The organism is Maribacter thermophilus (assembly GCF_001020565.1).
GTDB lineage: Bacteria > Bacteroidota > Bacteroidia > Flavobacteriales > Flavobacteriaceae > Maribacter > Maribacter thermophilus.
In genome coordinates, this window is sequence record NZ_LDAS01000001.1 from 1,998,688 (window position 1) to 2,024,731 (window position 26,044).

The 26,044-nt window shown below is 38.5% G+C and carries 26 protein-coding genes and 1 pseudogene; 18 read left to right on the top strand and 9 right to left on the bottom strand.

All coding sequences use genetic code 11. The annotated features are described in order from the left end of the window. Positions 1-158 precede the first annotated feature (158 nt). The 5 genes from AB657_RS08635 to AB657_RS08655 all read right to left on the bottom strand — a co-directional run bounded on the left by AB657_RS08635 (position 159) and on the right by AB657_RS08655 (position 6,107). Positions 159-839, bottom strand: a complete 681-nt coding sequence (locus tag AB657_RS08635) for an ABC transporter ATP-binding protein (protein ID WP_047246126.1) — start codon at positions 837-839, stop codon at positions 159-161. Further along, positions 839-2,098 (bottom strand): ABC transporter permease, encoded by a 1,260-nt coding sequence (locus AB657_RS08640; protein ID WP_047246127.1) that lies wholly within the window; start codon positions 2,096-2,098, stop codon positions 839-841. The genes AB657_RS08635 and AB657_RS08640 overlap by 1 nt, the downstream gene beginning before the upstream one ends. Beyond that, on the bottom strand, positions 2,095-3,180 hold the full coding sequence (locus AB657_RS08645; protein WP_047246128.1) for an efflux RND transporter periplasmic adaptor subunit: 1,086 nt from the start codon (positions 3,178-3,180) through the stop codon (positions 2,095-2,097). Before AB657_RS08645 ends, AB657_RS08640 begins: the two co-directional genes overlap by 4 nt. Before the next feature lie 298 nt (positions 3,181-3,478). Beyond that, complete coding sequence (locus AB657_RS08650) at positions 3,479-4,114, bottom strand: response regulator (protein ID WP_047246129.1); 636 nt, start codon at positions 4,112-4,114, stop codon at positions 3,479-3,481. Further along, the gene (locus AB657_RS08655; protein ID WP_047246130.1) at positions 4,104-6,107 is read right to left on the bottom strand and encodes a tetratricopeptide repeat-containing sensor histidine kinase; all 2,004 of its coding nucleotides are present in this window, start codon (positions 6,105-6,107) and stop codon (positions 4,104-4,106) included. The genes AB657_RS08650 and AB657_RS08655 overlap by 11 nt, the downstream gene beginning before the upstream one ends. 247 nt (positions 6,108-6,354) lie before the next feature. On the opposite strand from AB657_RS08655, the gene AB657_RS08660 reads away from it, so the two are divergent. From AB657_RS08660 to AB657_RS08705, 8 genes are all read left to right on the top strand, one after another. After that, positions 6,355-6,777 (top strand): hypothetical protein, encoded by a 423-nt coding sequence (locus AB657_RS08660; RefSeq protein ID WP_047246131.1) that lies wholly within the window; start codon positions 6,355-6,357, stop codon positions 6,775-6,777. 161 nt (positions 6,778-6,938) lie between these two features. Further along, positions 6,939-8,222, top strand: a complete 1,284-nt coding sequence (locus AB657_RS08665; RefSeq protein ID WP_047246132.1) for a PQQ-like beta-propeller repeat protein — start codon at positions 6,939-6,941, stop codon at positions 8,220-8,222. 212 nt (positions 8,223-8,434) lie between these two features. Then, complete coding sequence (locus AB657_RS08670; RefSeq protein WP_047246133.1) at positions 8,435-9,016, top strand: outer membrane beta-barrel protein; 582 nt, start codon at positions 8,435-8,437, stop codon at positions 9,014-9,016. Positions 9,017-9,274: 258 nt separating this feature from the next. Next, a complete protein-coding gene (locus tag AB657_RS08675; RefSeq protein WP_047246134.1) occupies positions 9,275-10,078 on the top strand; it encodes a helix-turn-helix domain-containing protein in 804 nt (267 codons plus the stop codon). Between the two features lie 84 nt (positions 10,079-10,162). Then, positions 10,163-10,708, top strand: a complete 546-nt coding sequence (locus AB657_RS08680; RefSeq protein WP_047246135.1) for a cupin domain-containing protein — start codon at positions 10,163-10,165, stop codon at positions 10,706-10,708. A gap of 367 nt (positions 10,709-11,075) precedes the next feature. Further along, positions 11,076-11,564: a YybH family protein gene (locus AB657_RS08685; protein ID WP_047246136.1), complete on the top strand. Its 489-nt coding sequence runs from the start codon at positions 11,076-11,078 to the stop codon at positions 11,562-11,564. Positions 11,565-12,140: 576 nt separating this feature from the next. Next, the gene (locus AB657_RS08700) at positions 12,141-14,282 is read left to right on the top strand and encodes a KAP family P-loop NTPase fold protein (RefSeq protein ID WP_047246139.1); all 2,142 of its coding nucleotides are present in this window, start codon (positions 12,141-12,143) and stop codon (positions 14,280-14,282) included. A gap of 167 nt (positions 14,283-14,449) precedes the next feature. Then, the gene (locus AB657_RS08705; protein WP_047246140.1) at positions 14,450-15,313 is read left to right on the top strand and encodes a hypothetical protein; all 864 of its coding nucleotides are present in this window, start codon (positions 14,450-14,452) and stop codon (positions 15,311-15,313) included. A 132-nt stretch (positions 15,314-15,445) separates the two neighbouring features. Here AB657_RS08705 and AB657_RS08710 read toward each other — a convergent pair whose 3' ends face one another. Further along, complete coding sequence (locus AB657_RS08710; RefSeq protein WP_047247890.1) at positions 15,446-15,904, bottom strand: Lrp/AsnC family transcriptional regulator; 459 nt, start codon at positions 15,902-15,904, stop codon at positions 15,446-15,448. A gap of 155 nt (positions 15,905-16,059) precedes the next feature. Between AB657_RS08710 and AB657_RS08715 the strand changes: the two genes are divergently transcribed. The 7 genes and pseudogenes from AB657_RS08715 to AB657_RS08740 all read left to right on the top strand — a co-directional run bounded on the left by AB657_RS08715 (position 16,060) and on the right by AB657_RS08740 (position 21,183). Further along, on the top strand, positions 16,060-17,184 hold the full coding sequence (locus AB657_RS08715; RefSeq protein ID WP_047246141.1) for a histidine decarboxylase: 1,125 nt from the start codon (positions 16,060-16,062) through the stop codon (positions 17,182-17,184). A gap of 307 nt (positions 17,185-17,491) precedes the next feature. Continuing rightward, on the top strand, positions 17,492-18,427 hold the full coding sequence (locus tag AB657_RS08720) for a DUF6929 family protein (protein ID WP_052958661.1): 936 nt from the start codon (positions 17,492-17,494) through the stop codon (positions 18,425-18,427). Positions 18,428-18,504: 77 nt separating this feature from the next. Then, entirely contained in the window at positions 18,505-18,792 is a 288-nt protein-coding gene (locus AB657_RS08725) for a hypothetical protein (RefSeq protein ID WP_157491634.1), read from the top strand. Positions 18,793-18,902: 110 nt separating this feature from the next. Continuing rightward, positions 18,903-19,376 carry a hypothetical protein gene (locus AB657_RS08730; protein ID WP_047246143.1) on the top strand — a complete coding sequence of 158 codons (474 nt, stop codon included), beginning with the start codon at positions 18,903-18,905 and terminating at the stop codon, positions 19,374-19,376. Between the two features lie 30 nt (positions 19,377-19,406). Continuing rightward, positions 19,407-20,003, top strand: coding sequence for a T6SS immunity protein Tdi1 domain-containing protein (locus AB657_RS08735; protein WP_047246144.1), 597 nt, complete (start codon positions 19,407-19,409; stop codon positions 20,001-20,003). Between the two features lie 130 nt (positions 20,004-20,133). Continuing rightward, positions 20,134-20,373 (top strand): annotated as a pseudogene (locus tag AB657_RS18275) (FAD-dependent oxidoreductase); the annotation flags it as partial. Positions 20,374-20,394: 21 nt separating this feature from the next. Continuing rightward, a complete protein-coding gene (locus AB657_RS08740) occupies positions 20,395-21,183 on the top strand; it encodes a flavin monoamine oxidase family protein (RefSeq protein ID WP_394332529.1) in 789 nt (262 codons plus the stop codon). A 102-nt stretch (positions 21,184-21,285) separates the two neighbouring features. On the opposite strand, the gene AB657_RS08745 is transcribed toward AB657_RS08740, so the two are convergent. After that, a complete protein-coding gene (locus AB657_RS08745; protein WP_449405309.1) occupies positions 21,286-21,675 on the bottom strand; it encodes a Fur family transcriptional regulator in 390 nt (129 codons plus the stop codon). An 85-nt stretch (positions 21,676-21,760) separates the two neighbouring features. Here AB657_RS08745 and AB657_RS08750 point away from each other — a divergent pair, with 85 nt between their 5' ends. The 3 genes from AB657_RS08750 to AB657_RS08760 are packed head-to-tail and all read left to right on the top strand — an operon-like array spanning position 21,761 to position 23,610. Next, positions 21,761-22,762, top strand: a complete 1,002-nt coding sequence (locus AB657_RS08750; RefSeq protein ID WP_084696405.1) for an NAD(P)/FAD-dependent oxidoreductase — start codon at positions 21,761-21,763, stop codon at positions 22,760-22,762. 1 nt (position 22,763) lies between these two features. Continuing rightward, positions 22,764-23,009, top strand: coding sequence for a hypothetical protein (locus tag AB657_RS08755; RefSeq protein ID WP_047246147.1), 246 nt, complete (start codon positions 22,764-22,766; stop codon positions 23,007-23,009). Between the two features lies 1 nt (position 23,010). Then, a complete protein-coding gene (locus tag AB657_RS08760; RefSeq protein WP_047246148.1) occupies positions 23,011-23,610 on the top strand; it encodes a class I SAM-dependent methyltransferase in 600 nt (199 codons plus the stop codon). 81 nt (positions 23,611-23,691) lie between these two features. Here the strand turns inward: AB657_RS08760 and AB657_RS08765 are convergent, their stop codons facing one another. Next, complete coding sequence (locus AB657_RS08765) at positions 23,692-24,993, bottom strand: metal-dependent hydrolase family protein (protein ID WP_047246149.1); 1,302 nt, start codon at positions 24,991-24,993, stop codon at positions 23,692-23,694. Positions 24,994-25,213: 220 nt separating this feature from the next. Next, positions 25,214-26,011 carry a haloacid dehalogenase type II gene (locus AB657_RS08770; RefSeq protein ID WP_047246150.1) on the bottom strand — a complete coding sequence of 266 codons (798 nt, stop codon included), beginning with the start codon at positions 26,009-26,011 and terminating at the stop codon, positions 25,214-25,216. Between the last annotated feature and the right edge of the window lie 33 nt (positions 26,012-26,044).

Below are 26,044 nucleotides of genomic sequence, written 5' to 3' on the forward strand. Positions count from 1 at the left end.
TTATTGGTAGGCATCGATTTATATTTAATCAAAAAAAACGCTGATAATTGCCAAACCAACAGCCTAAATGAACCCATTTTGTTAAAAAAACTAGCCTTTTAACCATTATCTACCGTAAGAAACCATTTAAAAAACGAACCATTTTTTAGACCAAAACCTTATCGTAATATTCTGCCATCCTCCATTTCAATGGTACGCTTTGTATTTTGGGCGAAAGTCATATCATGGGTCACCACCAACAATGTTTTATGGTACACCTCGGTTAGTTCTTTGAAGATATCGAAAACCATATCTGTATTCGTATTGTCCAAATTACCCGTTGGCTCGTCGCACATAATTATCAGGGGATCGTTTATCATGGCCCGGGCAATGGAGACCCGTTGTTTTTCACCACCAGATATTCTATGGGCCATTTTATGAGCCAAATGCTCTATGCCCAAATCTTTCAATAAAGAGAGCGCCCTGCTTTCTAACTCGGCCTCATTGTATTTGTTGAGCTTAAAACCGGGCAGCATCACGTTCTTTAATACCGTAAATTCATTTAGCAGATAATGAAACTGAAATACAAAACCTATTTTTTCATTTCTGATGGCGGCAAGTTCCTTTTCAGATTTTCCGTGCATACTTATGTTATCTATAAGAAGCTCTCCCTGATAGTCGGTATCCATTGTGGAGAGAATATAAAGCAGGGTAGATTTTCCGCATCCGGATTTTCCTATGACCGACACAAATTCTCCCCTTTTTATATTAAACGAAATATCTTTTAGCACATCTATTTTAACGGGGTCGTTGAACGATTTATATATGGCACGTGCCTCTAAAACTATATTGTTCTCCATTATTTTCCTCTAATGATCTCTACAGGATCTATTTTACTGGCTTTTCTTGCAGGAAACCATCCTGCCAAATAGGTAGTGACCAAGGCAAACAACACTGCAATTATATAATACCGTGCACCATAATCTATGGGATAGGTCTCTACCGTAGGCAACGAATCTGTATTAAACGGAATGGCATCTATGATCTTTGAAAAGATGAATCCGAAAACCGCCCCTGCCAATGCACCGAAAACACCGATACTTAATGATATGGCGGTGAATATTTTCTTAACGTCAGAACCTGCAAACCCCGTAGCCTTTAGAATGGCGATGGTATCCATTTTTTCATAAATCAACATGTTCAGAATATTATAGATCCCAAAACCGGATACGATCAGCAATGTAAGCCCTACGGCATAGGAGATAATGGAACGCACGCTGCTACCGGTCTCAAACTGGGCATTGGCCGTTTGTATATCTTCGGCATCCACCCCATATACCTGTTTGTACTGTGGCGCTAAAGAGGGTGCTAGGTCCATATTTTTTAGTTTTACCTGAATATCTGTAATATAGTTGCTGCTTTCCCCCAATAATTTCTGTGTGGTGGCTACACTGGCATAGCTTTGGGTCTTATCGAATTCTGAAATGCCCGACTGAAAAAACCCGACCACCTTTAGTGTAAACTGTTCTCCTTCGGTAGTGGTTACGGTAATAACGTCTCCTACCTTCGCCATCATGGTCTTGGCCGCACCTATTCCAAGAACAATACTATTGGCCACGTTCTTAAGGTCATAATAATTACCTTCTGTTACATAATCACTAAAGAAAAACAGCTTGGTCTCTTGTTCTACATCCACACCGTTGATAATACCGTTAACATCTACATTGCCCAGATTGTAAAAAACCTGTGCCGTTATCTTTGGTGCTACCCCCAATACCAATGGATCTTTTCTTAAATTTTCGATGATCCGTTGTGCATTATGAATCTCTTCACGCGAATTTGTCGGTTTTATAGAGCCTACAAAGTTGTAATATTCTTTGTATTTGTCAGATAGATCAATGGGTTGATGGTCAGAAGGCCTAATATCATTATACAAACGAATATGGGGCGTACGGTTCAACACCAGACCGTCCAACAATTGATTCAACCCCTCCATAAAGCCCAACAAGGTTATAAAAAGGGCAATACTAAAGGTTACTCCCACGGCGGCCACCAACGTCTGTTTCCACCGAGCGAGCAAAAGTGCCCCTGCAATTTCTGTTATATGCCTTGTTTTCACTGCTCTGGTAACACTATTCTGGTATTCTCGTCAATACCATTTTTTATCTCCACCAGGCTATAGTCCATTAAGCCTGTTTCTACCTTTCTTACATCCCCATTTTCTAACAATACGGTACTATCGTTTACCAAATAATTTCTTGGTATGGTCAATACATCTTCTTTTGTTTGCACTACGATATTGGCCTCTGCCGTAAGATTGGGATATAGTACCGTCGGCTTTTTATCAAAAATGGCCTCTGCATTGAACGAACGTGTTCTTTCATCCATCATGGGATCAATAGCGGTAATATGACCTTCGAACACCTCTGATCCGTAACTGTCCATTCTAATTATAACCTGCTGTCCTTGCTTTATTTTTACCACATCCAACTCATCAACGGTCAACTCAACAATAAATTCATCGGAACCTATGACCGCAATAGGCTGTTGGCCATTTACCAGCTCCCCTACTTCTTTATCTATTTTATATACCACCCCATCCATTTCGCTCCGTATCACATAATCATCTTCTTGTAATTTGGCTATCTGTAGATTGTTTTTGCTTTGGCTAGATGTTAGTTTCAGCTGGCGCTTTAAATCATCGTACCTGATCTTGGCATTTTTTAAGGCAAGTTTCGAATTTTGATAATTTAATTCTCTTTGTTCAAGATCTACCTGACTACCAATTTTATTGGCCCATAACCTTTTTTGACGAACATACATCGATGAGTCGTTGGCAAGCTTTTGCCTTGCCAGTACAATATTGTTTTCCAATTCTTCCAATTTATCGGCATTTACCTTAAAATCGGATGCTATGGAAGAAAGCCTGGCATTTTCGGTCATTATTTTAGTGTTCTCATTGTCTAATTGAAAAAGGGCCTGTCCTTTTTTCACATGTGCCCCCTCTTCTACCAAAATCTTTTCTATAACCCCATTGTATTTGCCGAACACCTCATATTGGTTCTTGCTCTTTACAAAGCCCGATGCATAAACGCTTTCGGTTATATCCCTAATCTCAGGGGTTACGGATGCATCCTTTTGATTACAGGACAAGAGCAGAAAAAACAATAATGATAAAGGAAAAATTACTTTACTATACATTCAGGTCTTGTTTTATAGAATTTATTCTACTTATAGAGACGGTCTGTTTTCAATAAAAATATACGCCACATAGCATCACAGCACCTAGCTATTGTAGCTACTCCCTATATGGCGCCATACCGAGCGTATCAAATGTAACGTAATACTATGTTGCTTAAAATGACCAATATCATACCCAGGGGGAAGGTATGTGACCTTACTTCCCCCGTATTAAAACATCATTACAGCATGTATTTTTAGCCCCCCTAGGGATAGAAAAAACCTATATCGGCAAAGGCATTTTTAAAACTAACGGCCACTATATTAATTTCTTTTCTACAGCTACTTTGATAAGTGATGCCGCATTGGAAACTTCCAATTTCTGCATCAGGTTTCGCCTGTGGGTCTCTACGGTAAGTGGACTAATAAACAGTTCTTCGGCTATGTTGTTGGTGGTTTTTCCGTCGGCAATTAAGGTAAGTACATGTTTTTCCCTTCGGGTAAGCTTTGGCAGCTCGTTGCCCTCTTGCGCTACCGAATCGACCAATATTTTTTGAACCTCGCTCCCAAAATAGAAATTACCTTGGTGCACATGCGAAATGGCATTTACCAACTCATCGGCCGTGGCATTTTTTAGCAAATATCCCTTTACCCCGTTTTTTATCATCTGGTTGATGATACTGGGTTCGCTATAGGTACTAAGTCCTATAATGCCGATGTTGGCCCTAATATTCAATATTTTGGGCACCATTTCTACCCCGTTGATATCGGGTAGGTTTACATCTAACAAAATAACATCGACCGTGTCCTTTTCTAAAAACGAAAGTGTATCGGTACCGTTCATAAAATGGCACTTGACGGCCACACGGTCATCATCGCCCAGCAAGGTTTTTAGGCCTTCGATCACCATAGGATGGTCATCGACTATTAATATCTGTATCGGTTTATGCTGCATCTAGTTTAATTTGAACATTCACTGTGGTTCCTTCATTTTCTTCTGACTGAAATTCTAGATCGCCTTTTAAATAGGCTACCCTTGTCTTAAGGTTTAATAACCCCATACCACCTTCCTTGTCCTTAATATCTTCTTTTTTAAAGCCCACACCGTTATCCTCTACGGTGATATCTACCTTATTGCCATCTCTCATATATTGCACCAATACTTCAGAAGCTTTGGCGTGTTTAACGGCGTTGTTGATCAACTCCTGAATAACGCGGTACATGGTAACTTGTTGGTTTAGGCTAATACCTTCTTCCGTTCCATAGAACTGTAAGGTTACTTTGGTACCACTACCGGTCATGCTACTACAATAATCCTTAAGAGCTGCCTGCAACCCAAATTTCACCAAGGTTTCCGGCATCATATTACGAGCTATGGAGCGTAGCTCTGCCAAAGAATCATCAAGATCCTTCATCACTTTTTGTAATTGTGCTTTCGGGTATTCTTTCGGCTCGTCCTTATTTAGTTTAGAGAGGTTTAGACTAATACCGGACAATCTTCCGCCCAAACCGTCGTGCAGATCTATCGCCAGCCTTTTTCGCTCTTTTTCCTGACCCTCTATCATGGCAGAAAATATCTTGTTCTGTTGCTCTTGTTTTAAAAGTAATACCTCGGCTTCGCGCTGCTCTTCCTTTTTACGGGCCCTTCTAAGTTTTTGGTTGTACGCATAAAACCCTATGAACAATAGCAATGCAAGAATACTGGTTATGGCCCCGAGCATATAGGTCTGCGACTTCTTTTTTTCTAGGGCAAGGGCCGTTTCGGTCTTTTCGTTTTTAAGCGTTAAAATCTCTTTCTCTTTGGTTGCCGTCTTATAACGTACCTCCAATTTTTGCATGTCGTTGCCCAATTCCGTTACGCGAACACTGTCTATGGCAGTTACATAACCCTGCAAATAATTATAGGCATCCTCATAATTATCCAGCTTGGCCTCATATCGCGCCAGCATAAAATAGGCATTGATCTTATCTGTAAAGGAATGTTGGTCATCTGAAAAGTTGACATATTTTAAAGTGTACTCTTTCGCCTTTTTATAGTCGCCCATTTTTTCATAGGTTTTGGCATACCGTTGATAGAGCAATTTTAAGTAGTAATGTGTCTTTTTATCCTTGTAAAAATCATACGCCCTATCAAGTGCCTTTAAGGCCTTGTCATATTCCCCTACCCTTCCGTAATAGAGTCCTAACTCTGTATAATAAGGCCCCCGATAGAACGAGTTGGGAATCTTGTCTAGGTTTATTTTTGCAATATCAAGCACAGATTTCATTTGATCTAAAGAATCCATACTCGCCAAACACGAAGAAAAAGCGAGGCTATGGTATAACATATCTTCGGGCGAACCTATTTCCTGAAACTGTTTTTGGCTGATCTTGAACATCTCGTATGCCTTGTCCGTCAACGACATATTACTATATTTTATGGCCAGATTGGTGTTGCCGTTGGCCACGAACATCTTATCGCCCATTTGTTGGGCAATGGGTATTGTCTTTGCCGCCAATTCAATTTCTTTGGCCACATTGCCTTCATAACCGTATGCCACCCCCAAGTTATAATAACCCCGCAGCCATATTTTCATATTCGCCTTCGAAGAGTCTTTAACAATGAGCTTATCGGCCAAACTGTTTCCTATCTCAAAATACTTTTTGGCGTTTTCAACATCAAAATAATCCAGATAACCACCCGCTACGTTAATATTCGCATCGGCCAAACCCTTCAAGTAATTTATCTTTTTACTTAATGCGATCGCCTTAAAACCATTTTCAAAACATTTTACCGAATCCACACCGCCATAGCTTCTGGCCAGCTCGCTCATAACAAGAACACGTGTGGTATCGTGTTCCGCCATTTTCAGGGCATTTTCAAGACTATCTATACGTGTTTCGCGCCCCGTTTGCGATTGCCCAAAAATTGGCAGAAAAAGAATAAAAACAAGTACAATTACACGCATTTAATCTATTAAATTTATCATTAGCCAATATACCATAACTATACCGCACTATAAATACACCCCACCAATATACCGGAAAACCAGTAGAAAAAAATACCATGATCACGGTATTTCATAGTCATGCTTTTAAAAATAACTTGCAACATACCAAACGCTATTGATTACAATAGTCATGAAAGACCTAAAATAGTACATGGTAACGGTATGTTGCATTTAGGACTTTTACAGATCTAATTTATAATAACCAATGAAATGGACACTACTATTTTTCAGTTTACTTTTTTATTTGTTATTGGGATGCAGATCGCAACAATACTCTTCTAAGGAATTACCGGACAAACAATTGGTATTTGGCAATGGCAATGGTATTACGGGAGTTGTGGACACCTACATTCTTCTAGAGAACGGACAGTTGTTCCATACCAATTCTATTACCAATACGACCGTAGAGCTGCAACCGCTCTCCACAAAACAGGCCGAAGCCTTTTTTCATGGCATTAAAGAACTATCGCTATCCGATATAGACTTTAACCATCCAGGTAACAACTATTATTTCTTGGAAGAAGTAAACGAAAACCTCAAGAACAGAATTGTTTGGGGAGCAGAAGACCAACGGCTTTCCAAAGACCGCTTGGAGTTTTATAAAGAATTGAGAAGTCATATTAAATGACGGATCATAAAAATAGCTATACAGCTACACTGGCCAGAAACGGGGTACGCAAAACCAAGGTTTTTACAAACTCCGTTTCTTTTTCAAGTTTTAAAAATGCCTCCTGTACGGTGCATAGTACTACCGTATACAGATGGCAGACATCTAATTAGGTGCAGCAAATGAAAACAAGGTTTTTATACATTCTTCTTTGGTCCGCCGCAACTATTTTACCGATCGGTTGTAATGGCGGTAATCGTACCCAATACAATAAAAAAGGAGAAGTAAGCAACCCCAAAATGGGGCGGACATTGGTATCTGGCAAAGCAGATCTAAATTGTTTTTTAATAGCCGCACAAGATGAGACCGTGTATACGGTAAATGCCCAAACGGGAAAAGAAACATCTATCTACAACTTTCCCGACCTTACCGACCTTCAGGTAATGCCCGATTATAAGAACGGTACGATCTATGTAACCTCGGACAACAACGCTATAAACGCCTTGAGCATACACCACAAAAGCCTTTTATGGGAACAATATATGCTTCAATACAACTTTGGGACCATCGGGGCCACCCAACCGGTATGTGCCAATGGTGTATGTTATGCATCTGGGGGATCGGGCGTGGTCGTAGCCGTAGAGGAAACAACCGGTCGTTTAAAATGGCACTATAGCACAGAGCCAAATGGGGAGCTAGATGATATCTTAAACGATAACAGTGCACTTATAGTCCGTAACAACAAGGTTTATGTTTTTTCCGACAAAGGTTTTATAAGCGACTTGCCGGCCTACCTTCATATTTTAGATAAGGAAACAGGCCGGTTATTAAAAAAATGGGAATTACCGAACCAAGTATCCGGAACCCCTTTATTGGTAGAAAACACCCTTTATTTACCTGCCCAGAACCTCTATATCGTAGATATGGAAACTTTTGAAATTACCTGGCAGTTCAAGGCAAAAAAAGTAGGAACTCCCGCTGTTTCCGACAACAAACTGGTCGTAAATGCCGTACCGGCCGATCAAGAGAAGCGGTCGGTGCTCTATTGTATAGACCTACGTACCAAAAAGAATATCTGGCAGGTAGCTACTGGGGTAAATACCCTATGGAGCCCGTTGATAGTAGAAAATGTCGTCTACAGCAATTATGACAATGGTTCTAGCAATTCTGATGTCTTCAGTGCCAGACCTTTTGCCGTAAACCTGAAAAATGGCGAACGGTTATGGCACAACAATAATACGAGCGTAGCGCACAGCCCCGTATACGCAAACGGTATTTTGTTTACCTATGGCCACGATTTTTTCCATAGCTCGGATCCGAACAACAATATAGGGTTAATGGCCATAGATGCCAATACCGGCAAGACCCTATGGCTAAACCCCCTGTTTAGATACGGTTCTCACATAGCCCCACTCGTTATTGCAGAAAATGGTGTTTTTGGCCCTTCCGATTATCGAGGGGAATAAACATGGTTTTAAGTTGGTTTATTGTTTGTAGCCCCTCCTTATGACGGTGGGGCTTTTTTTTGATCTCGCGAAATACATTCCTAAAGGAAATCAGGTAGAAAAAAATACAAATAACACGGTATTTCATAACGTACAGTGTTCCAATACCTTGCCATATATAAAAACAGGGATTTTCGAGAACACGAACATCCGCAATCATTAAAAACAGAATTATGAAAAAATCGTTAAAAGTACTAGTTGTTGCAACAGTGGCATTCATCAGTTTTTCTTCTAATGCCCAAATTTTCGGTATCGAGGCCGGGGTAGGTTTGAGCAGTGCCGTTTCGCCCGATACTTATGTAAACGACCTTTACGGCAGAACTTTGGGCGCCAAGCTCGGCGGTACCATTGAGTTCGACATTACCGACGATCTATATCTGGGCTCCGGATTGTCGTTTGCAAAAAAAGGGGCATCCACTACGGGCGATAATCTAAGCTTGATCTATGTACAAATACCCCTCAGTGCCCGATATAACATTTTTGAATTGGGCCGCTCCGGGTCTTTCTATGCCGCTTCGGGGTTTTACCTTGCCACCCCCATAGGTGCCAAACAAGGTGATGTAACCTACACCATAGGCGAAGACGTTAAAGGGTTCGATTTTGGCCTCAACGTGGGCTTCGGGGTGCTTTTCAACGATCAAATTCAATTGGGACTTTCTTATGAAGGCGGATTTTTAGATTTCTCCGGTAATGAAAACAATGTGCTAAAAAATACAGCCCTATTGGTCACTTTTGGCTATAAATTCGGGGTATAATCTTAAGTTGGTTAGGTTCTACTATTTTTTAGTAAAGGGCGCTGTGGCAATACAGTGCCTTTTTTATTACAATACATACAAAACCCGTACGGCCTATGCCGTAAATTACTTTTAGACAGTATAAAAGAAATAAATGCGCATATATACAGTAAAAGGCCGCCCGATCGGTGCCCCTGTATATTCTTTTTATGTAACTTAGGCAGTATTGAAGCACCGAACACGTTAAGGCACAGCACCTTGCACTGGCATTAATACCGTATGAGATCCGATTCTATTAACATTACGCAAATAAACAAAGAAACTACTTTAAAGCAACCCGGTGACGCATATGCCGTTTGTTGGATCAAGAATGAGGTAGAAGGAATTGAAATAGATCGTGTTCTCTATAAAAATGTATCGAATTCCATTTTTTTTCTCGACCCCCAATATCAATGGAAGATTTTCAAAAAAGATGCTTCCACTTCTTCTGGTTATGTACTGTACTTGTCCAATGAGGTTCTGAACAATCCTATTTTAAGCAAACTTCACATCAATAGAATAAGGCTTTTTAATTCAGGTGAGATTCCCTTGTTTAAACTGAGCCCGGGTATTGAAAAAAGAACACAGGCCATCTTAGAAATGATAGATGAGCTTTTAGGCACGCATCTTAACCATAAAGATGATGCCATATTATCGCTATTGAACACATTTTTCGTGTACTGCGACGGACAATGCAACATTAAATCGGTAGTATCTAACAACAATTCGAAAACGAATGTGGTCTATAAATTCAAAAAACTGGTAGACAAGCATATAGACAAACAACATGAGGTAGCCGATTATGCGGAACTTCTTAACCTTTCCCCAAAATACTTAAATGAATGTGTAAAAGAGGTGCTGGGCGTAAGTTCAAAAAGTATCATAAAAGAACAATTGCTAATGAGGTCTAGGCACGCATTAAAATTTTCGGACAAGACCATTAAGGAAATCAGCTTTGAACTAGGTTTTTCTTCCCCTGATTATTTTAGTTATTTCTTTAAGACCCACGCGGGAATTACCCCCTCGGCCCTCAGAAAAAGTTAACTGCTCGCAAAATCCATGTATTTACCGTGATTTTCACATTGTTACGTCAATAGATTACATATAAATTGTCGTAAAAACATAATCATGGACAGAAAAGAATTTATTAAAACTTCGGGACTGGTTGTAGGTTTCACCATGTTTCCTTTAATGACGCGATGTCAAACAAATGATAACGAAGTGTTCGCATCAAATGAAGCCATACCTAAAATTGTCACAGATGACCAAGGAAGTGTATTCAACGTAATCGGTGATATACAGACCCACAAACTCGTCGGTAGTGATACGGGCAACCAAATTATGGAATGGGTCTCCAATGTTGATCCAGGAATAGGAATTCCACCTCATATTCATACCAAGGAAGATGAGATATTCAGGGTAATAGAAGGACAGGTCGAAATAATGGTAGACGGAGAAACGACCGTTCTAAATAAAGGGGACATAGCTTTTGCCCCAAAAGGGAAACCACATTCATGGAAGGTGGTCGGAACGGAAAAGGCAAAAATGATCACATCCGCTTTTCCGGCAGGCATAGAAAGCATGTTCGAAGAATTGGCAGCACTTCCGGAAGGACCGCCAGATTTTGAAAAAGTAACGGGGATTTGCGCTAAGTACGGAATTAGCTTTGTCTAATACCAATAGCTAAAGCGTATAAAAGAAATAGTGGTTTGGGCCGTATACTTAAACCACTTTCTTTTTTATTTAAGAATAGACCATTTTATCGATAGCCCCACCGGTCTTATATGTTCACCATAACTTTAATCTAAGGTTAATGGGTCTTTGCGAGGTCTTCCAATTTTCAATATGCATTTTTAAAGGTGTTAAAACCCTACATTAAAAATGAAATTGCCCCTGGTACTCTCAACCTGAATATTGATGATGGCTTCTTGCCAAAAACCGCCTGTTGGTTCCCCTTTGTATTTATTTCTTCATATCACTAATTATCAGTAACTTAACAACAACAACCACGTTCTGTTACAGACCATTAAAACAAACCAGTATGAAAAACCTAAAATTACGATCCGCACTATTGATCCTACTTCCATTTGTAATCATCGCATGCCAAAATAATGAAAAGCCCTTGCCCGTTACCAAAACATCCGACGCTGAGATAACGGCCCTAATAACCGAGCAGGTAGACAGCCTTTACGCCGTCTATGAAAGGTTCGAGTACGATTGGATAGATTTTTATGCGGACAACTACGTAGCTATTTACCCAGATTCGCCCATTCAAAATTTGACCAAAGACTCTTTAATAACACAATGGGAACAGATCTACAAAAAATACGATGTACAGCTCATTCATCGCGGAAGGCCCACAATTATACCTTCGGAAGACATGGCCATATCTTATAACACTTTTAATGAAATTTTCATTAATAAAGAAAGTTTGGATACCATTAAAAACACCGGCACCTATATTATTAATTGGAAAAGACAATCGGATGATTCTTGGAAAATAGTATTTGAGACCTTACAGAATCATTAAAACAACACCCCCTACAACCTATTTTCTACCGAATACAAAACCACCTCATTTTAAAAGGATTACGCTTTTCTATAAGAACAAAATTGTAAGAATTTTTATATTCGTGTGGGTTTGGCTAAAGAAATTAAAAGATGTGAACTTTGATGATATTGTAATGGATAATTACACTTATTTCAATGCCTTTTTTAATAGTCAAAATTTTTAGATATGAATTTAAAACAAAAGATACTATTGTTTTCAGTTTTACTTGTGACACACATTTTTGGAGGAAAAAGTATTACGATAAGTTTTCATGAGAATTATTATGTACTGAATTTCATGGAATTGATGGTTAGTTTACTAACTGTGATTTCAGGTATAGCTATACTAATTAGCATTTTAAAAATGATGAAAACCAAATAAACACAAACCACCTCATTGTAAAAGGATTACGCTTTTCTGTAAGAACAAAATTGTAAGAATTTTTATATTCGTATGGGTTTGGCTAGCGCTAGCTATTGCTTTATACCCAAATAAAGAGGTATCTATGTAATTGTACATATATAAAGTTGTTGTAAGCCATATACGAAACCCATAATGAGTAAAAATTTTTCATCGGACAAACCAGTAGAAAATTCTGAAGAGGACAGATTCCAGAGATATGGATTTTCCAAAAGAATTGCTGATACTATCAAACAAAGAGACGCTGACGAAGGAATAGTAATCGGAATTTATGGAGCTTGGGGAGAAGGAAAAACATCTGTCCTGAATTTTATTCAAAACGAATTAAATCAAGATGATACCATATTGCAAGTTTCTTTAAATCCATGGAGATACAATGATGAAGAAACTTTAATCAAAAATTTTCTCAAAAAAATCGCTGAAGTTTTAGGCAAAGAACTAGATAGTAAGAAAGAAAAATTTGGCAGTTTTATAGAAAGATATGGCAGTTTTGGTTCGATTATAGGTAAAGATTTAACGGATGTAGGAAAGACTCTTTCTAATGTCGATTTAGAAGAACTCAAAAATAGAATAGATGAATTTCTTAAAGAAGGTAAAAGTAAACTTGTCATTTTCGTTGATGATATAGATAGATTAGACAAACAAGAGATTTACTCGCTTTTCAGACTTGTAAAATTAACTGCTGATTTTACCAATACAACTTATATATTATCATTTGATGAACAAATGGTAGCATCAGCCATTGGCGACAGATTTGGTGCTGGTAATGAGAAATCTGGTCAGAATTTTTTAGAAAAAATCATTCAAGTTCCTTTACAAATTCCTCAAGCACAAATAGCTGCCCTTAAAAAATATTGTTTTGAACTTGTTGATAAAGCAATAAATGAAAGTGAACTAGAACTTAATAAAGAAGAAGTACAACGCTTCGTTTCTGCTTTCTCTCACAATGTTCTTTTAAGACTTTCTACACCAAGAATGGCAGTTAGATATGGGAATTCTTTATCCTTTGCTATTCCACTTCTCAAAGGAGAAGTAAACCACGTTGATTTAATGCTTATGGAAGCAATTAAAATATTTTATCCAAAGCATTATGAATTTATAAAAAATAATTCAAATTATTTTACTTCATCGTATTCATCACATTCGTATGGCGGTCAAGATGTAAAAGGCAAAAAGGATGAACTTTCAGAACATTTAGATAATCTCGGTTCTGATTTATCAAAAGCGGAAAAAGGTGCTATTTTAAATCTATTAAAATCACTATTTCCAAGACTTAATGAAGCTTTTCATAATACTTTTCAACACGAGGGACATAAAGAATGGCTTAAAGAAAAAAGAGTAGTTTCAACTAGTTACTTTAATAGATACTTTTCTTATGCAGTAATTGATGGGGAATTATCAGATGTTGCATTTGATGAATTTATAAATTCAGTTGAAAACGCAGAATTAGTTGATACTGCCAAAAAAATCAAAGAAATTATTGAACAAAGCTCTGTTGATACGTTCCTTTTCAAAATCAGAACTTACGAAGAAGATTTGAGTTGGAAATCTACTATGAACTTATCATTGTCAATTTCTTTAATGGGAGATTTATTTCCTAAAAGTAAATCATTCTTTGCATTTGGTATGAATGGTGCGCAAACACAGGCGGCTATTTTTATTTACAATCTTCTTAAAAAGTATAAAAACGAAGAGGAGGTTTTTGAACTTTCAAAAATACTAATGGGTAAAGACATACCGTATGATTTTGCATATGCATTAAATAATTGGATGCGTTCTGGTAAAACACCTGAAGAGAAACTATTTACAAACGAACAATATATTGAATTAGCAAAAATTTTAAGAACACGATTGTTAGAAGAGTGTGGAGAAAAATCAATTTTTGAGGTGTTCCCAGACAATTTATCTTATATCTTTTCTACTTGGTTTGAAGAAAGTCCAAAGGAATTAGAATCTTATCTAAAAGGTTTTATTGATAAAGATGCTGAGCAATTAAAACAACTATTAGTTGCAATGACACCGACTGTAACTAGTACAAATCATCCTGAACCGTATAAATCAAATTTCACTAAAGAAGATTATGAATATTTAACCAATATTTTAGATAAAGATTATTTGCATAAAATAATATCGGTTCATTATTCGGAAGAAGTTGAAAAGGAGAAAGTGCAATTTTTTGATTTTGAGAATAATCAAACAGATTTAAATATTTTAAGACAGTTTGAGCATTGGTATTCAAAGGATGACGGAATTCAAGAGGCGGAAATCGTAGAATAAATACGGCTTACAACAATGTGTATAAGTAATGCGGTTTAAATGATAAAATGAAAAGCATAAAAGAAAATCAAAGGTCAGTGCAAAACTGAAAAGTTAGTGAGTAGAAATCCGCTACTACTCATACATGAGACCGTTCTGCGCAATATCTCAACTTCACAAAACAAATAATGCTTACAGAGATAAACGAAAACAAACTAATCCAAATTAGAGTTCATCTGAAAGTCATCTTGGCTGAAGGGATGAAAATAATTGGAGAAAATAGCGATAGGTTTAATATTTATCAAAGCCTTTATAAAAGATATATTTATTGCTTTGACTCATTAAATATTCTTCTAAAGGATTTCGGAAATGAAACAATTTATAGAGGAAATTCGATAGCTATAATATTAAGAGCTAGTTTGCTAGACTATCTGACCACAATTTACTTGAGGACATACCAAGTGGAAAAAAAAGCAGGTCTTAAATCAAGTTATGACGAAGAATTTACGAAACTGCTCTCCGAACAAGTTAGACGTATGCTAATTGTAACAGAAGCAGACAAGAAAACATCAGCATACGACCATAAGAGTTTTTGCAGGTTTGTTGATAGAATTTATCTGAATTTTGATTTTCTATTTGATAAATCCAAACCACTCGATTACAATAAACCTATAAAATCTCTAAAATATACAAAACAGGACGATATCAATCCAAAGACAATAAAAAAAAGACTTGATAACTTCTCTCACAACTTAAAAACAATTGATTATCAACATGTAATTTCACTTTACGATATTTATTCAAAATATGACCATTTTGGAGTTATGTCAATGATGTTGGAAGAAATGGAAATAAATGAAGTTTGTGAAAATATGTTTTGGTCCATATTCCATATTGTAGATGGTATAACATTCTGTGAAGAACTGTTGAAAGACGAGGTTAAAAGCAAATCAAATTTTGAAAAAATTGGTCATGAACTATCATGCTTAAAAGGAACAATTTATACAAAAAGCTTATATCTGAGTGAAAAATATAAAAACGAAAACAAATAAATACTACGCACAACAAAACCTAAACGCAATGCGGACTTTAGAGCGAAACAATAAGCTTTAGCTTCGTGCGCAGAAGGAAACGAAAAATTTCCTTACCTCCGCACTACACTTAGCCCAACCGTTCCACCCGATTTATAAAAAAGAAAGCTTCTTATCTTTTTGATGAATTACAAACGAACTTTGGATGTTTGAAATAACATCTAACCGAGAAATTTTTCTCACAATAAAATTCTCAAAATCCTTCATATCGTCCAATACCAATTTCAACAAATAATCATATGATCCACTTACATATACAATCTCAACCACTTCGGGCAGTGTAGCGGTAAATTCTTCAAATTCCTCAAAATACTTTTCTTGGTGCTTTACCAAAGTTACCATACAGTACACAGTGAGTCCTTTTCCTAAAACCCTTGGGTTTACAACAGCAACATATTTATCGATGGCTCCAGAGGCTTCCAACTTTTTAATTCTTTCACGAATAGGGGTTATAGAAAGATTTAATTTTTCAGAAAGCACTTTAATCGGTTGTTTACAGTCTCTTTGAAGCTCTGAAAGTATCTCCAAATCAATTCTATCTATTTTTTGCATAGTTTTTCTAACCATTAATAGTCGGTGAACATCACTTCTAAAGTTGTTTCAACTATCATATTTCACCAATATAGATATATATACCAAATTAATCATTCTAATAGACTAAATGACTAATTAAATATAATTTTATAGTCGAAAATAATAATTAAAATATGAAATTGATAGAAGAGATTTATCAAAAGATAGATGAGAATTCAAAGAATTTTTTGGGTTACCCCTTGGCAAAAGATTTTGATTATAGAGAATTCGCACCATTTTTAAACGTATGCCTCAACAATATAGGCGACCCAGAATCACCTTCTACACTTTTATTCAACACAAAAAGCATTGAAAAAGAAGTCGTTGCATTTTTTGCCGATATTTTGTCTACGGACATGGAAAAAGCGTGGGGCTATGTAACCAATGGTGGCACCGAAGGCAATCTTTACGGACTTTATTTAGCGCGGGAAAGTTTTCGAAATCCAATTGTATATTACAGTGAAGCTTCGCACTATAGCGTTAAAAAGAATTTACACCTTTTAAATATTGACAGTATTGTTGTTCGCAGTCAAAACAACGGAGAAATAGATTACGAAGATCTAGAAATATTATTGTCAATGAACAGGCACAGACCTGCCATATTCTTTTTAAACATAGGTAGTACCATGAAAGAGGCCATTGACGATTTAGACAAGATCAAACAAACGATTCGAAAGTATTCCATTAAAGATTATTACATTCATTGTGATGCCGCATTTTTGGGCTGTATAGCTCCATTTAGGGATCCCAAACCTAAATTTGATTTTTTAGAAGGTGTAGATAGCATTGCCATATCTGGCCATAAATTTATTGGTAGTCCCCTACCCTGTGGCGTTGTTTTGGTAAAAAGGAAACATAGAAACCGCATTGTAAATTCCGTTTCCTATGTTGGCACATTAGATACCACGATTACAGGATCAAGAAATGGGTTAACACCTTTGTTTTTATGGAAATTTATTCAAGAACATGGCAAAGACGGTTTGGCGAAAAGAGTAAAAGAATCAATGGAAATAGCCGACTATGCCGAGAAAAAAATCAAAGAACTTGGCATTGACGTATGGCGAAACCCACAAGCTTTGACCATTGTATTCGAAAAACCTAGCGATAAAATATGTTCAAAATATCAATTGGCGTCAGAAGATAATATTGCCCATATTATTTGTGTTCCTGGTATTACCAAAGACCAAATTGATGCCTTTGTAGCGGAGTATAAAGAAGATTTGAAAACCGTAGAGGCCTATGCAACACCGGTTTATTAGATACGAACAGCAAACGGTGTAGAACAATGGAACCCCTTGTTCAACCCCAAAATAATGGAAAACAACAATGACCTTCATAACCGCTTTTTTAAGCGGTTATGTTTTTTAAGTATCACACCAGCCTAATACACACGAGGAAAAATCCCTTTAAACCACCTGAAAGGGCATTAACCCACCCACCATACGATCATATCCACCCTCGGCATTAAGAACAGTACACCTCTTAGATTTTAGCAAAGCTTTACAGGTATGGGCAAGGTCTTCCTACTTTCAATATGTATTTTAGCAGGAGAAATTCAGATAAGAAATGAAAAGAACCATTCTGCTATTGGCCTTGATCTTGATCATGGCTTCTTGTAAAAACCACCCCTTGGCCATTGAGGTTCTAAACAGTAAAACCATAAAAGACTTTCCCAGTGGCTCGGGCCTTGTTGCGGTCGAAAACGACTTTTATGCCATAGGCGACGACTCGCCGTTTCTATTTCAACTCAACACCGAGAACGAGGTTGTTTCCAAAACGCAGATCCATGCCGCTCAAGAGGTAAATAAGGGTAGGATCCCAAAAACGGACAAGCCCGATTTTGAATCCTTGGAAATGATCGGCACCAATGAGTTGGTCGCTTTTGGGTCTGGCTCCAAATCTCCCCAAAGGGATGTCTTTTTACATATTTTCCTAGAAGACAGCCTTCGCATTAAAACCTATGACATTTCCCCTTTCTACGATAATCTAAGAGCTCTGAAAGCCATGGAAAACGAAGACCTCAACATAGAGGCCGTGGCCTTTCAAAATGATAAGATCTATCTTTTTAACCGGGGCAAAAACCTTATTTTCGAATTTATTTACGACGATTTTTTGGCCTATTTAGAGGGATCCATCCCATTTCCAAAACCTACAATAACCGAATTTACCCTACCGAAGATCAATGGAATGGAATCGGGCTTTTCGGGGGCTACCATCGTAAAGGACACCTCGCTGATCATCTTTACCGCTTCAGTAGAAAACTCGTCCAACTCCTATGACGACGGAGAGATATTGGGCAGTTTTATCGGTACGATCCCCATCTCTAACAATACGGTTCTAAATTCGTACGAGGCAACCCGAATTCCGAATATCGGGGAGCCCTTAAAGGTTGAGTCCGTAACTATAGCCAATAAAATAGGTCCCAAAAAATACAAAGTGGCCTTGGTCACCGACGATGACAAGGGAAATTCGATAAAAATCGACTGCCAGATCAACTTATAGCGAACCGTCTTAAAACAATTTTGACCAAACAATCGTTCTTATCGTAGAAGAACTAAGCTTGCATTAAGATGAAGAATATGATTGCACTATTTCTATTTCTGATCCTGCCGATTTCAAGTATTGCCTTGCTGTTTATTAGTGATTCCAACACCCAAAGAAAGCTGATTCTCAACGGCCTTTTGGTCTTAAATGCCATTATATATCTGCTCCCCATTTGCTATGCCTATTTTAATACCCCAAAAGGGGGCAACATGTGGGACGAGAACGGCCCTGGGGCCATATTATGGCTCTATATGATCCTGCTTCCGCTGTGCGTAATCGCCCAGGTGGTGCTACTTATATTAAAAATCGTGAACAAGTCTTAAGTACATCGAGCCCCTCATCCCGATTAAAAAAGAAAGTTTAAATTAATGGTCTAAAACTACCCGATACGAATCAACGGATAAGAAGAACCCATCAAATACGTTATTCTAATATGAACAAGATCTACATTTTATGGCTCTTTTTATTAGGGACCTTAAACTCCAGTGCACAAGCAATTTCCGAAGGGGAAAATATGAACGCCTATGTTGTGGTATCTGACACTTCGCAAAACTATTTTGAACTAAGGCAAAAAATGTTCGACCTGCACAAAAAGCTAAAAATAAAGATCGATACCATGGGAAGGGGTTTTAACCAAGAGAAAAACCGTATTTGCCTACCCGAAAACGATGAAGATGAAATTTATGCCGGTCAATATTTTATAAGGCGCTATCCTTCAGAAACTTTAAGCTTGGAGTATTTGGCTTATTACACCGAAGGGCAGAAAACAAGGGAAAACACCATGGCATTGGTGACGGCCATCACCGATAACAAGGAAGAGGCGGACCAAAAATTGGCGCGTTTAAAAAAATATGCCGACAAGGCATTTATTGTAAACAGCCGAATCTATATGGGATGTATGCACTAAAGTCCCATAAACCTAAAACCAACTTTTAAAATGAACTTTTTTAAAAAATTATTCCATAAAAACACTGAAAAGAACAACGAAACGGGAGAACCCAAAACGAGTACCATTCCCGTACCCGACGACATCATTGAGGAATACAAGAACAAAGTGTCGCCTTATTTGATAGATCTATGGAAATCGAAAGGTTTTGAAAAATATGACGACGGATTGATCACCTTGGTAAACCCGAAAGATTTTGAAGCTTCTTTATGGACCTGGTTGGGGAAGGAAGTAGAAAATTATGTCCCGTTTGCGATCAGTGGTTTTGGCGAATTGTTCTATTACAGAAAACTGACGGAAACCGATGAAGATGTTTGTATGATAGACATTCAATACCGAAAAATAGAGACCTTGGTATGGAGCCTTGAGTCGTTCTTTACCGACTTTATTACCAACGATGAAAATAGGGAAGAATGGTTAAGGGAATCATTGTTTAAAAAGGCGATTGCCGAACTGGGCGGTCTGGGCAAGCATGAAGTATTTACCTTCGCTCCCGTTTTTGCCATGGGTGGTGCTATGGAAACAAAATACCTAAAAAAGGGAAATGCCCAGGTATATCAAGATATCGTCTTTCAAATGACCCAATAAGAAGAACGCTTGCGTTAGCCCTTCTTATGGAGTAAACCTACCCGTATTTTTAAATACCGCAAAGCGAGACAAGGTATGTAATATAAAGCTGTCGTATTTTTGCCGTGGCTTTTAGGCCTTAAAAAATGAATACATGAAAGAACGGATCGTAATCGTAGGTGGAGGATTGAGCGGATTGACTTTGGCCTATTTACTGACCAAAAACAATAAAGAAGCTACAGTTGTTGAAGCATCGTCGCGATTGGGCGGACGCATACAAACCCTAAAAGGAAACTTGGAAACTCCTTTGGAGCTGGGCGCCACGTGGTTTTCCGATATGCACGGGAATTTGCTTTCTCTCATCGATGAACTGGGACTTACAAAATACCCGCAGTTTTCAAAAGGTATTTCCTTGTTTCAGACCAAATCGTTTGAGCCGCCCCAAAAGTTTTTTGTACCCGAAGCCGAAGCCCCCTCGTACCGATTAAAAGATGGTACACAAAACCTCATCGATACCCTGGCAGAAAAACTAAATCCAAAAAACATACATCTAAATACCAAGGTTACCGCCATTACCGAACTTAAAGACCAAGTGTTGGTGGAGACTTTGAACGGGAAAAAGTTACATGCGGACAAAGTGGTTCTGTGCCTGCCTCCCCAATTGGCGGGCTCGCAAATTCGGTTTTCGCCCAAGTTGCCAGAGGCGGTGTCCGACATGTTACCAAGCGTTCAGACCTGGATGGCAGGGTCCATAAAATTTGTATTGGAATATACCGAACCATTCTGGAGAAAGAAAGACTATTCGGGCATGTTGTTCAGTCACTGCGGCATTGTTACCGAAATGTACGACCATACCAACTTTGAAGAAAACAAATATGGTTTTACGGGCTTTTTAAACGGGGGTGCGGCATCGTATTCGAAAGAGGTAAGAAAGGAGTTTGTATTGAAACAATTATCGGAACTTATGGGAGAGGAAGCCTTACATCCCATGAATTATTTTGATAAGATTTGGTCGGACGAGTTTGTGATAAGCGAAGACCAGACCATTCACCGACCACACCAAAACAACGGTCATCCCTTACTGCAAGAAAACTACATGAACGGTAAATTGTTCTTTTCAGGTACCGAAAGTGCTACCGAATATGGCGGTTATATGGAAGGGGCCATACGAGCGGCCAAAAACATTTTTGAAAAGATGTAAAGCCAAATTTAAACGAATATAGAACTCCTTATTCTACTTATTTTCTTTTGCAAAAGTAACCCTGCTTAGTAAAAGTAACGAACTACAATTTATTGATAGTCCCTACCCAACTGCCTGCGAACAATCGCTACATGTGCCCGTTAAAACACAGTTGGCACTCTGCACCTGGTATCCGTTGGGAACTGCGTAGTTTACCGGAACCTGCAAACATTCTATAGTATCGCAAGACAAGCACCGAAAATGAAAATGATATTGCACATCTTCGGGTTTCTCACATTTTTTACAAATGGCAAAATACTGCTTGCCATCTTCCGCTACGATTCTATGTACCATGTCGTCTTCACAGAATCTATTCAATACCCGATATATGGTAGCCCTGTTTATCTTAATGTCGAGCTGCTTTTCTATGGCATCTTGACTTAATGCTTTTTTCGAATTTGAAAGCAAATTAAGCACCGCTTCCTTAGTAGGTGTATTTCTTCTGTTCATCATTTATTGCGAATAAGTTGCAATAATACAAAAATCATGTATATTTGTCAAAATCACTATTGCGACAATTTCGCATTTATAGAATCTAATGACAAGAAGGGAGATACATAAGTTATTGGGAGTTTCAGGTATCGCACTTACACTACCCGGCCCGTTATCGCTCTTTGCCCAATACAACAACAAAATGGATAAAAACGAATTTGAAGTCATCATTATCGGAGGAAGCTACGCCGGACTTTCCGCAGCAATGAGCTTAGGGCGATCGCTGAGAAAAACATTGGTTATAGATGCCGGTAAACCCTGCAATCGCCAAACGCCCCATTCGCACAATTTTCTGACCCAAGATGGAAGCACGCCACAAGAAATATCGGAACTGGCAAAAAAACAGGTTTTAAAATATGATCATGTAGAATTTTATGACGGACATGCCATTTCTGGAAAGAGAATTTCAGAAGGTTTTGAAATCATCACTTCGCACAAAGATACTTTTACGGCTAAAAAACTGGTTTTTGCCGCAGGCATCAAAGACATAATGCCCAATATAAAAGGGTTTGCCGAATGTTGGGGAATTTCGGTCGTACATTGCCCCTATTGTCACGGGTATGAAATAAGAAATAAAAAAACCGCCATTTTGGCCAATGGTGAAAGGACCTTTCATATAACACAATTGGTGAAAAACCTAACCGATGACATTACCATTATAACTGCTGGAAAACCTGACTTTAATACCGAGCAAATGTCAAAGCTACAACGAAACCAGATTAGAATTGTTGAGAAAGAAATTACAGAAATAAAGCACGAGAACGGACAATTGAAAACCTTGGTTTTTAAAGATGGTAGCGAGGAAGATTATGATGCAGCCTACGCTACAATCCCCTTCGAACAAAACACGACTATTCCACAAGAACTGGGCTGTAACATTACCGAAAACGGTCATATCGAGGTAAACCCCATGTACAAAACTACGCAAGAAGGCATTTTTGCCTGTGGCGACAGTACTTCTATGTTCCGATCGGTAGCTACAGCGGTTTATGGAGGAAATGTCACGGGTGCCATGCTAAATATGGAGCTGACAGAAGCATCTTTTTAAAATGATAGAAGTATTTATAACCGACATACAATCAGAGAGTGATGCGAACAAGGTGCTCGCATCATTAAAAAAGGACCATCCAGATTTAGAGGTCAATTTTGATTTGGAAGATTTTAATGTTCCTTATCCCTGCGGGCACTCTATATTAAGAACCGAAGGAGGATTTATCGACAGCACCGCCATTTTGCAACAACTAAGATCCAAAGGAATTAAATGTGAAATTTTAGAAGACAAAACATGTAATTGATATGGCCGAATTCTGGGAAGATGCTTTTAGGGACAAGAAAAAAATGTGGGGTTCAAAACCTGCAAATTCCACCATATTGACAAAGGACCTATTTATTGAAAATAATATAAAAAACGTACTCATTCCCGGAATAGGCTATGGCCGAAATGCACAACCGTTTATAGAAAACGGGCTAACGGTGACCGGAATAGAAATATCGAAAACAGCTATTGAACTGGCAAAAGAAAAATACGGTAGGCAAATAAGCCTTTACCATGGTTCGGTAACCGATATGCCTTTTAATGACAACAAATACGATGGTATTTTCTGCTATGCCCTTATTCACTTGTTGAGCAAGGGAGAAAGAAAAAAATTGATCCAAGATTGCTACGATCAATTGACCGATAACGGACTCATGGTTTTTACCGCCATCACAAAAGAAGCAACGAATTTTGGTAAGGGAAAACGGGTTGGTAAAGACCGATACGAGTTTCATAAAGGAGCTAAAATTTACTATTACGACAGGGCGTCGGTAAGTTCGGAATTTGGGGAACACGGTCTATTGGAAATAACGGAGGTACACGAAAACCAACCAATGTTCTTGATAAGGTGTAAAAAATAATCCGTTGATGTTTTTACATTGGATAAAGGGTTGGCAACCAAATTACGAGCACCCAACTAAATACGCATAAGACAATTAAAACTATGGTACCTTGTCTAAATATACGTGCCCATCTTTCATTACGAACACGACATTCCCCATTGTCTGTACAAAGTTGCTTGTCAAGTTTCCTTTTACCGCAATGATATCGGCCTTTGCCCCTTCGGTCAAATAACCAATTTCCTTTTCTTTGTGAAGGCTCAAAGCCGAAAGATACGTTGCCGATCGTAAGATATTCAAAGGTTTCATACCCGCTTCAAAGTAGGTACGGAACATATCTCTGGACGATTCTCCACGTGTTGTGCCAATATCCGTATAATTATCGGACCCCGCCACCACGGTTACCTTCTCATCTAAGGCCTTCATCAGCCTTTTTTTCATATTGGACATATATTTGGATATCCAACCCGTATTCTCTTTCTTGTAACCTGCCAACTGAACATAGGTATCCATATAGGCACCACTGTTTTCTGTGGGCACTAAAAAAACCTTGTTTTGAGCCATTAAAGTTAAGGTGGAATCGGCTATGTTAAACCCATGTTCAATACCATCTACACCTCCCGCTATGGCGTTTCTTGCAGATGCATCGGTAACACAGTGCGCCGTTACGGTAAGACCATACGAATGGGCGGTTTCAACAATGGTCTTTATTTCATCGACTGTAAGACGGGTGTTGTTGGGCAGGTTATCCGCACAGATCTTAATAAGATCTACGTTTTGGTTTACGTGTTCCCTAACCGCATTTCTGGCGTCGTCCACGCCTTTAATAATCCTATACTCTAAATCTATGATATCTTGATGATCGGTCAACACCCCATATATTTGTCCGCCAGTGGCAGCCATAATAGGTCCGGATGCAAAAATACGAGGTCCTTCTATTGTACCTTCATTAATGGCATCTCGTAGGCCCACATCCAAAAAAAGACCCGAATTCCCCAGATCTTTGATACTCGTAATACCCACCTCTAAATACGATTTGGCCCTTTTGGCCCCGCGAAGGGTTCTTAGCCCGTCACTTTCCATAGTAAGCGACTGCACGCTATGCTCACTAAAATCAACATTGGCATCCTGAGAGAAAAGAACGTGTGTATGTGCATCTATTAAACCCGGTAACACGGTATAATCGGAAAGATCCACCACTTCACTATTCTTGGGAATCTTACCAAAATCCTTAATGGACTCAATTGTTTTTCCGCTTACGCGTATTACCTTGTTCTTAAGAAGTTGATTGTTCTTACTGTCGTAAAATTGCCCGGCTTTGATATAAATATCCTGCTCCTGGCCAACCGATCTGGTCTGCACAAATAGGACGACAAGAAGCAGGTAAATAATATTTTTATACATGTTTTCCTCTTTTTTAAATACGCCCCACCTCTACGGCGTGCCGATACAACACTGATATTACATAGTAAACATACTGATTGTGTAGCAATTAATAAAAAAGATCATGTAAAAACGTTCTTTTAACCAAGAAGAAAAACAGTACATGTACAATTAGGTCGGCGCTAGTATCATACCTTTATTGGCCGATAGTCCTATTTGTTGTTTTTCCATTTATTCTCGATTATTTATAGGTTACCAAAATATCCGCTACCTTTTTCAAATCGGGTTCTGAAATTTCGGTTTTTGGTGCCAACGGAAAGATTTGTTGCCCTGGCCTACCAATAAATGCGGCTCTCCAACCTGCCCAAAGGGCTCCGGCAACATCCCAACCATGGGCGGCGACCAACATACATTCCTCCGGCTTTAATCCCATTTTACGGGCTGCCCAAGCATAGGCATCCGTAAAAGGTTTAAATTTACCTATATCCTCCACACTTAGTCTCTCATCAAAAAAATCTGTTAGGCCAGCGCTTTCAAATTGCTTTTTAACCCCTTCGTTAGATGAGTTTGTGAACGATACCAGTTTGTAACCGTCCTTTTTTAATTGCGCCAAAGCATCTTTTACTTCTGGATGCGCCGGTAAGCCCCGTAGCGATTTTACTATAACATTTCTTGCCTCCTCTTCGGTCATGGTAATACCATTATTGGCCGCTACCATTTGCAATGCCGCCGCACCTATGTAACCAAAATGTTCGTACTGCCCACTTGCGGTAGTCACCAAACTGTATTGTAGCATGGTAGTGAACCAAAGCGACAATAAGTCTTCTCTTCCCCCCAAGGCTTCCCCTACCTGTTTTTTCATATCGGTAAGATCTAGAAGTGTTTCGTTTACGTCAAAAAATAATACTTTGGGTCTTGTTCTGTTTATCATACTACTCTTGTTTTTTTGAGAACCTGCCATAGCTACATTAGGCATAACAATACCCGTTGCCCCTACTAGTCCTATACTTTTTATAAATTTTCTTCTGTTGTTTTCCATTATTAAGATTAGGTGTTTTTTATAAACACAGAC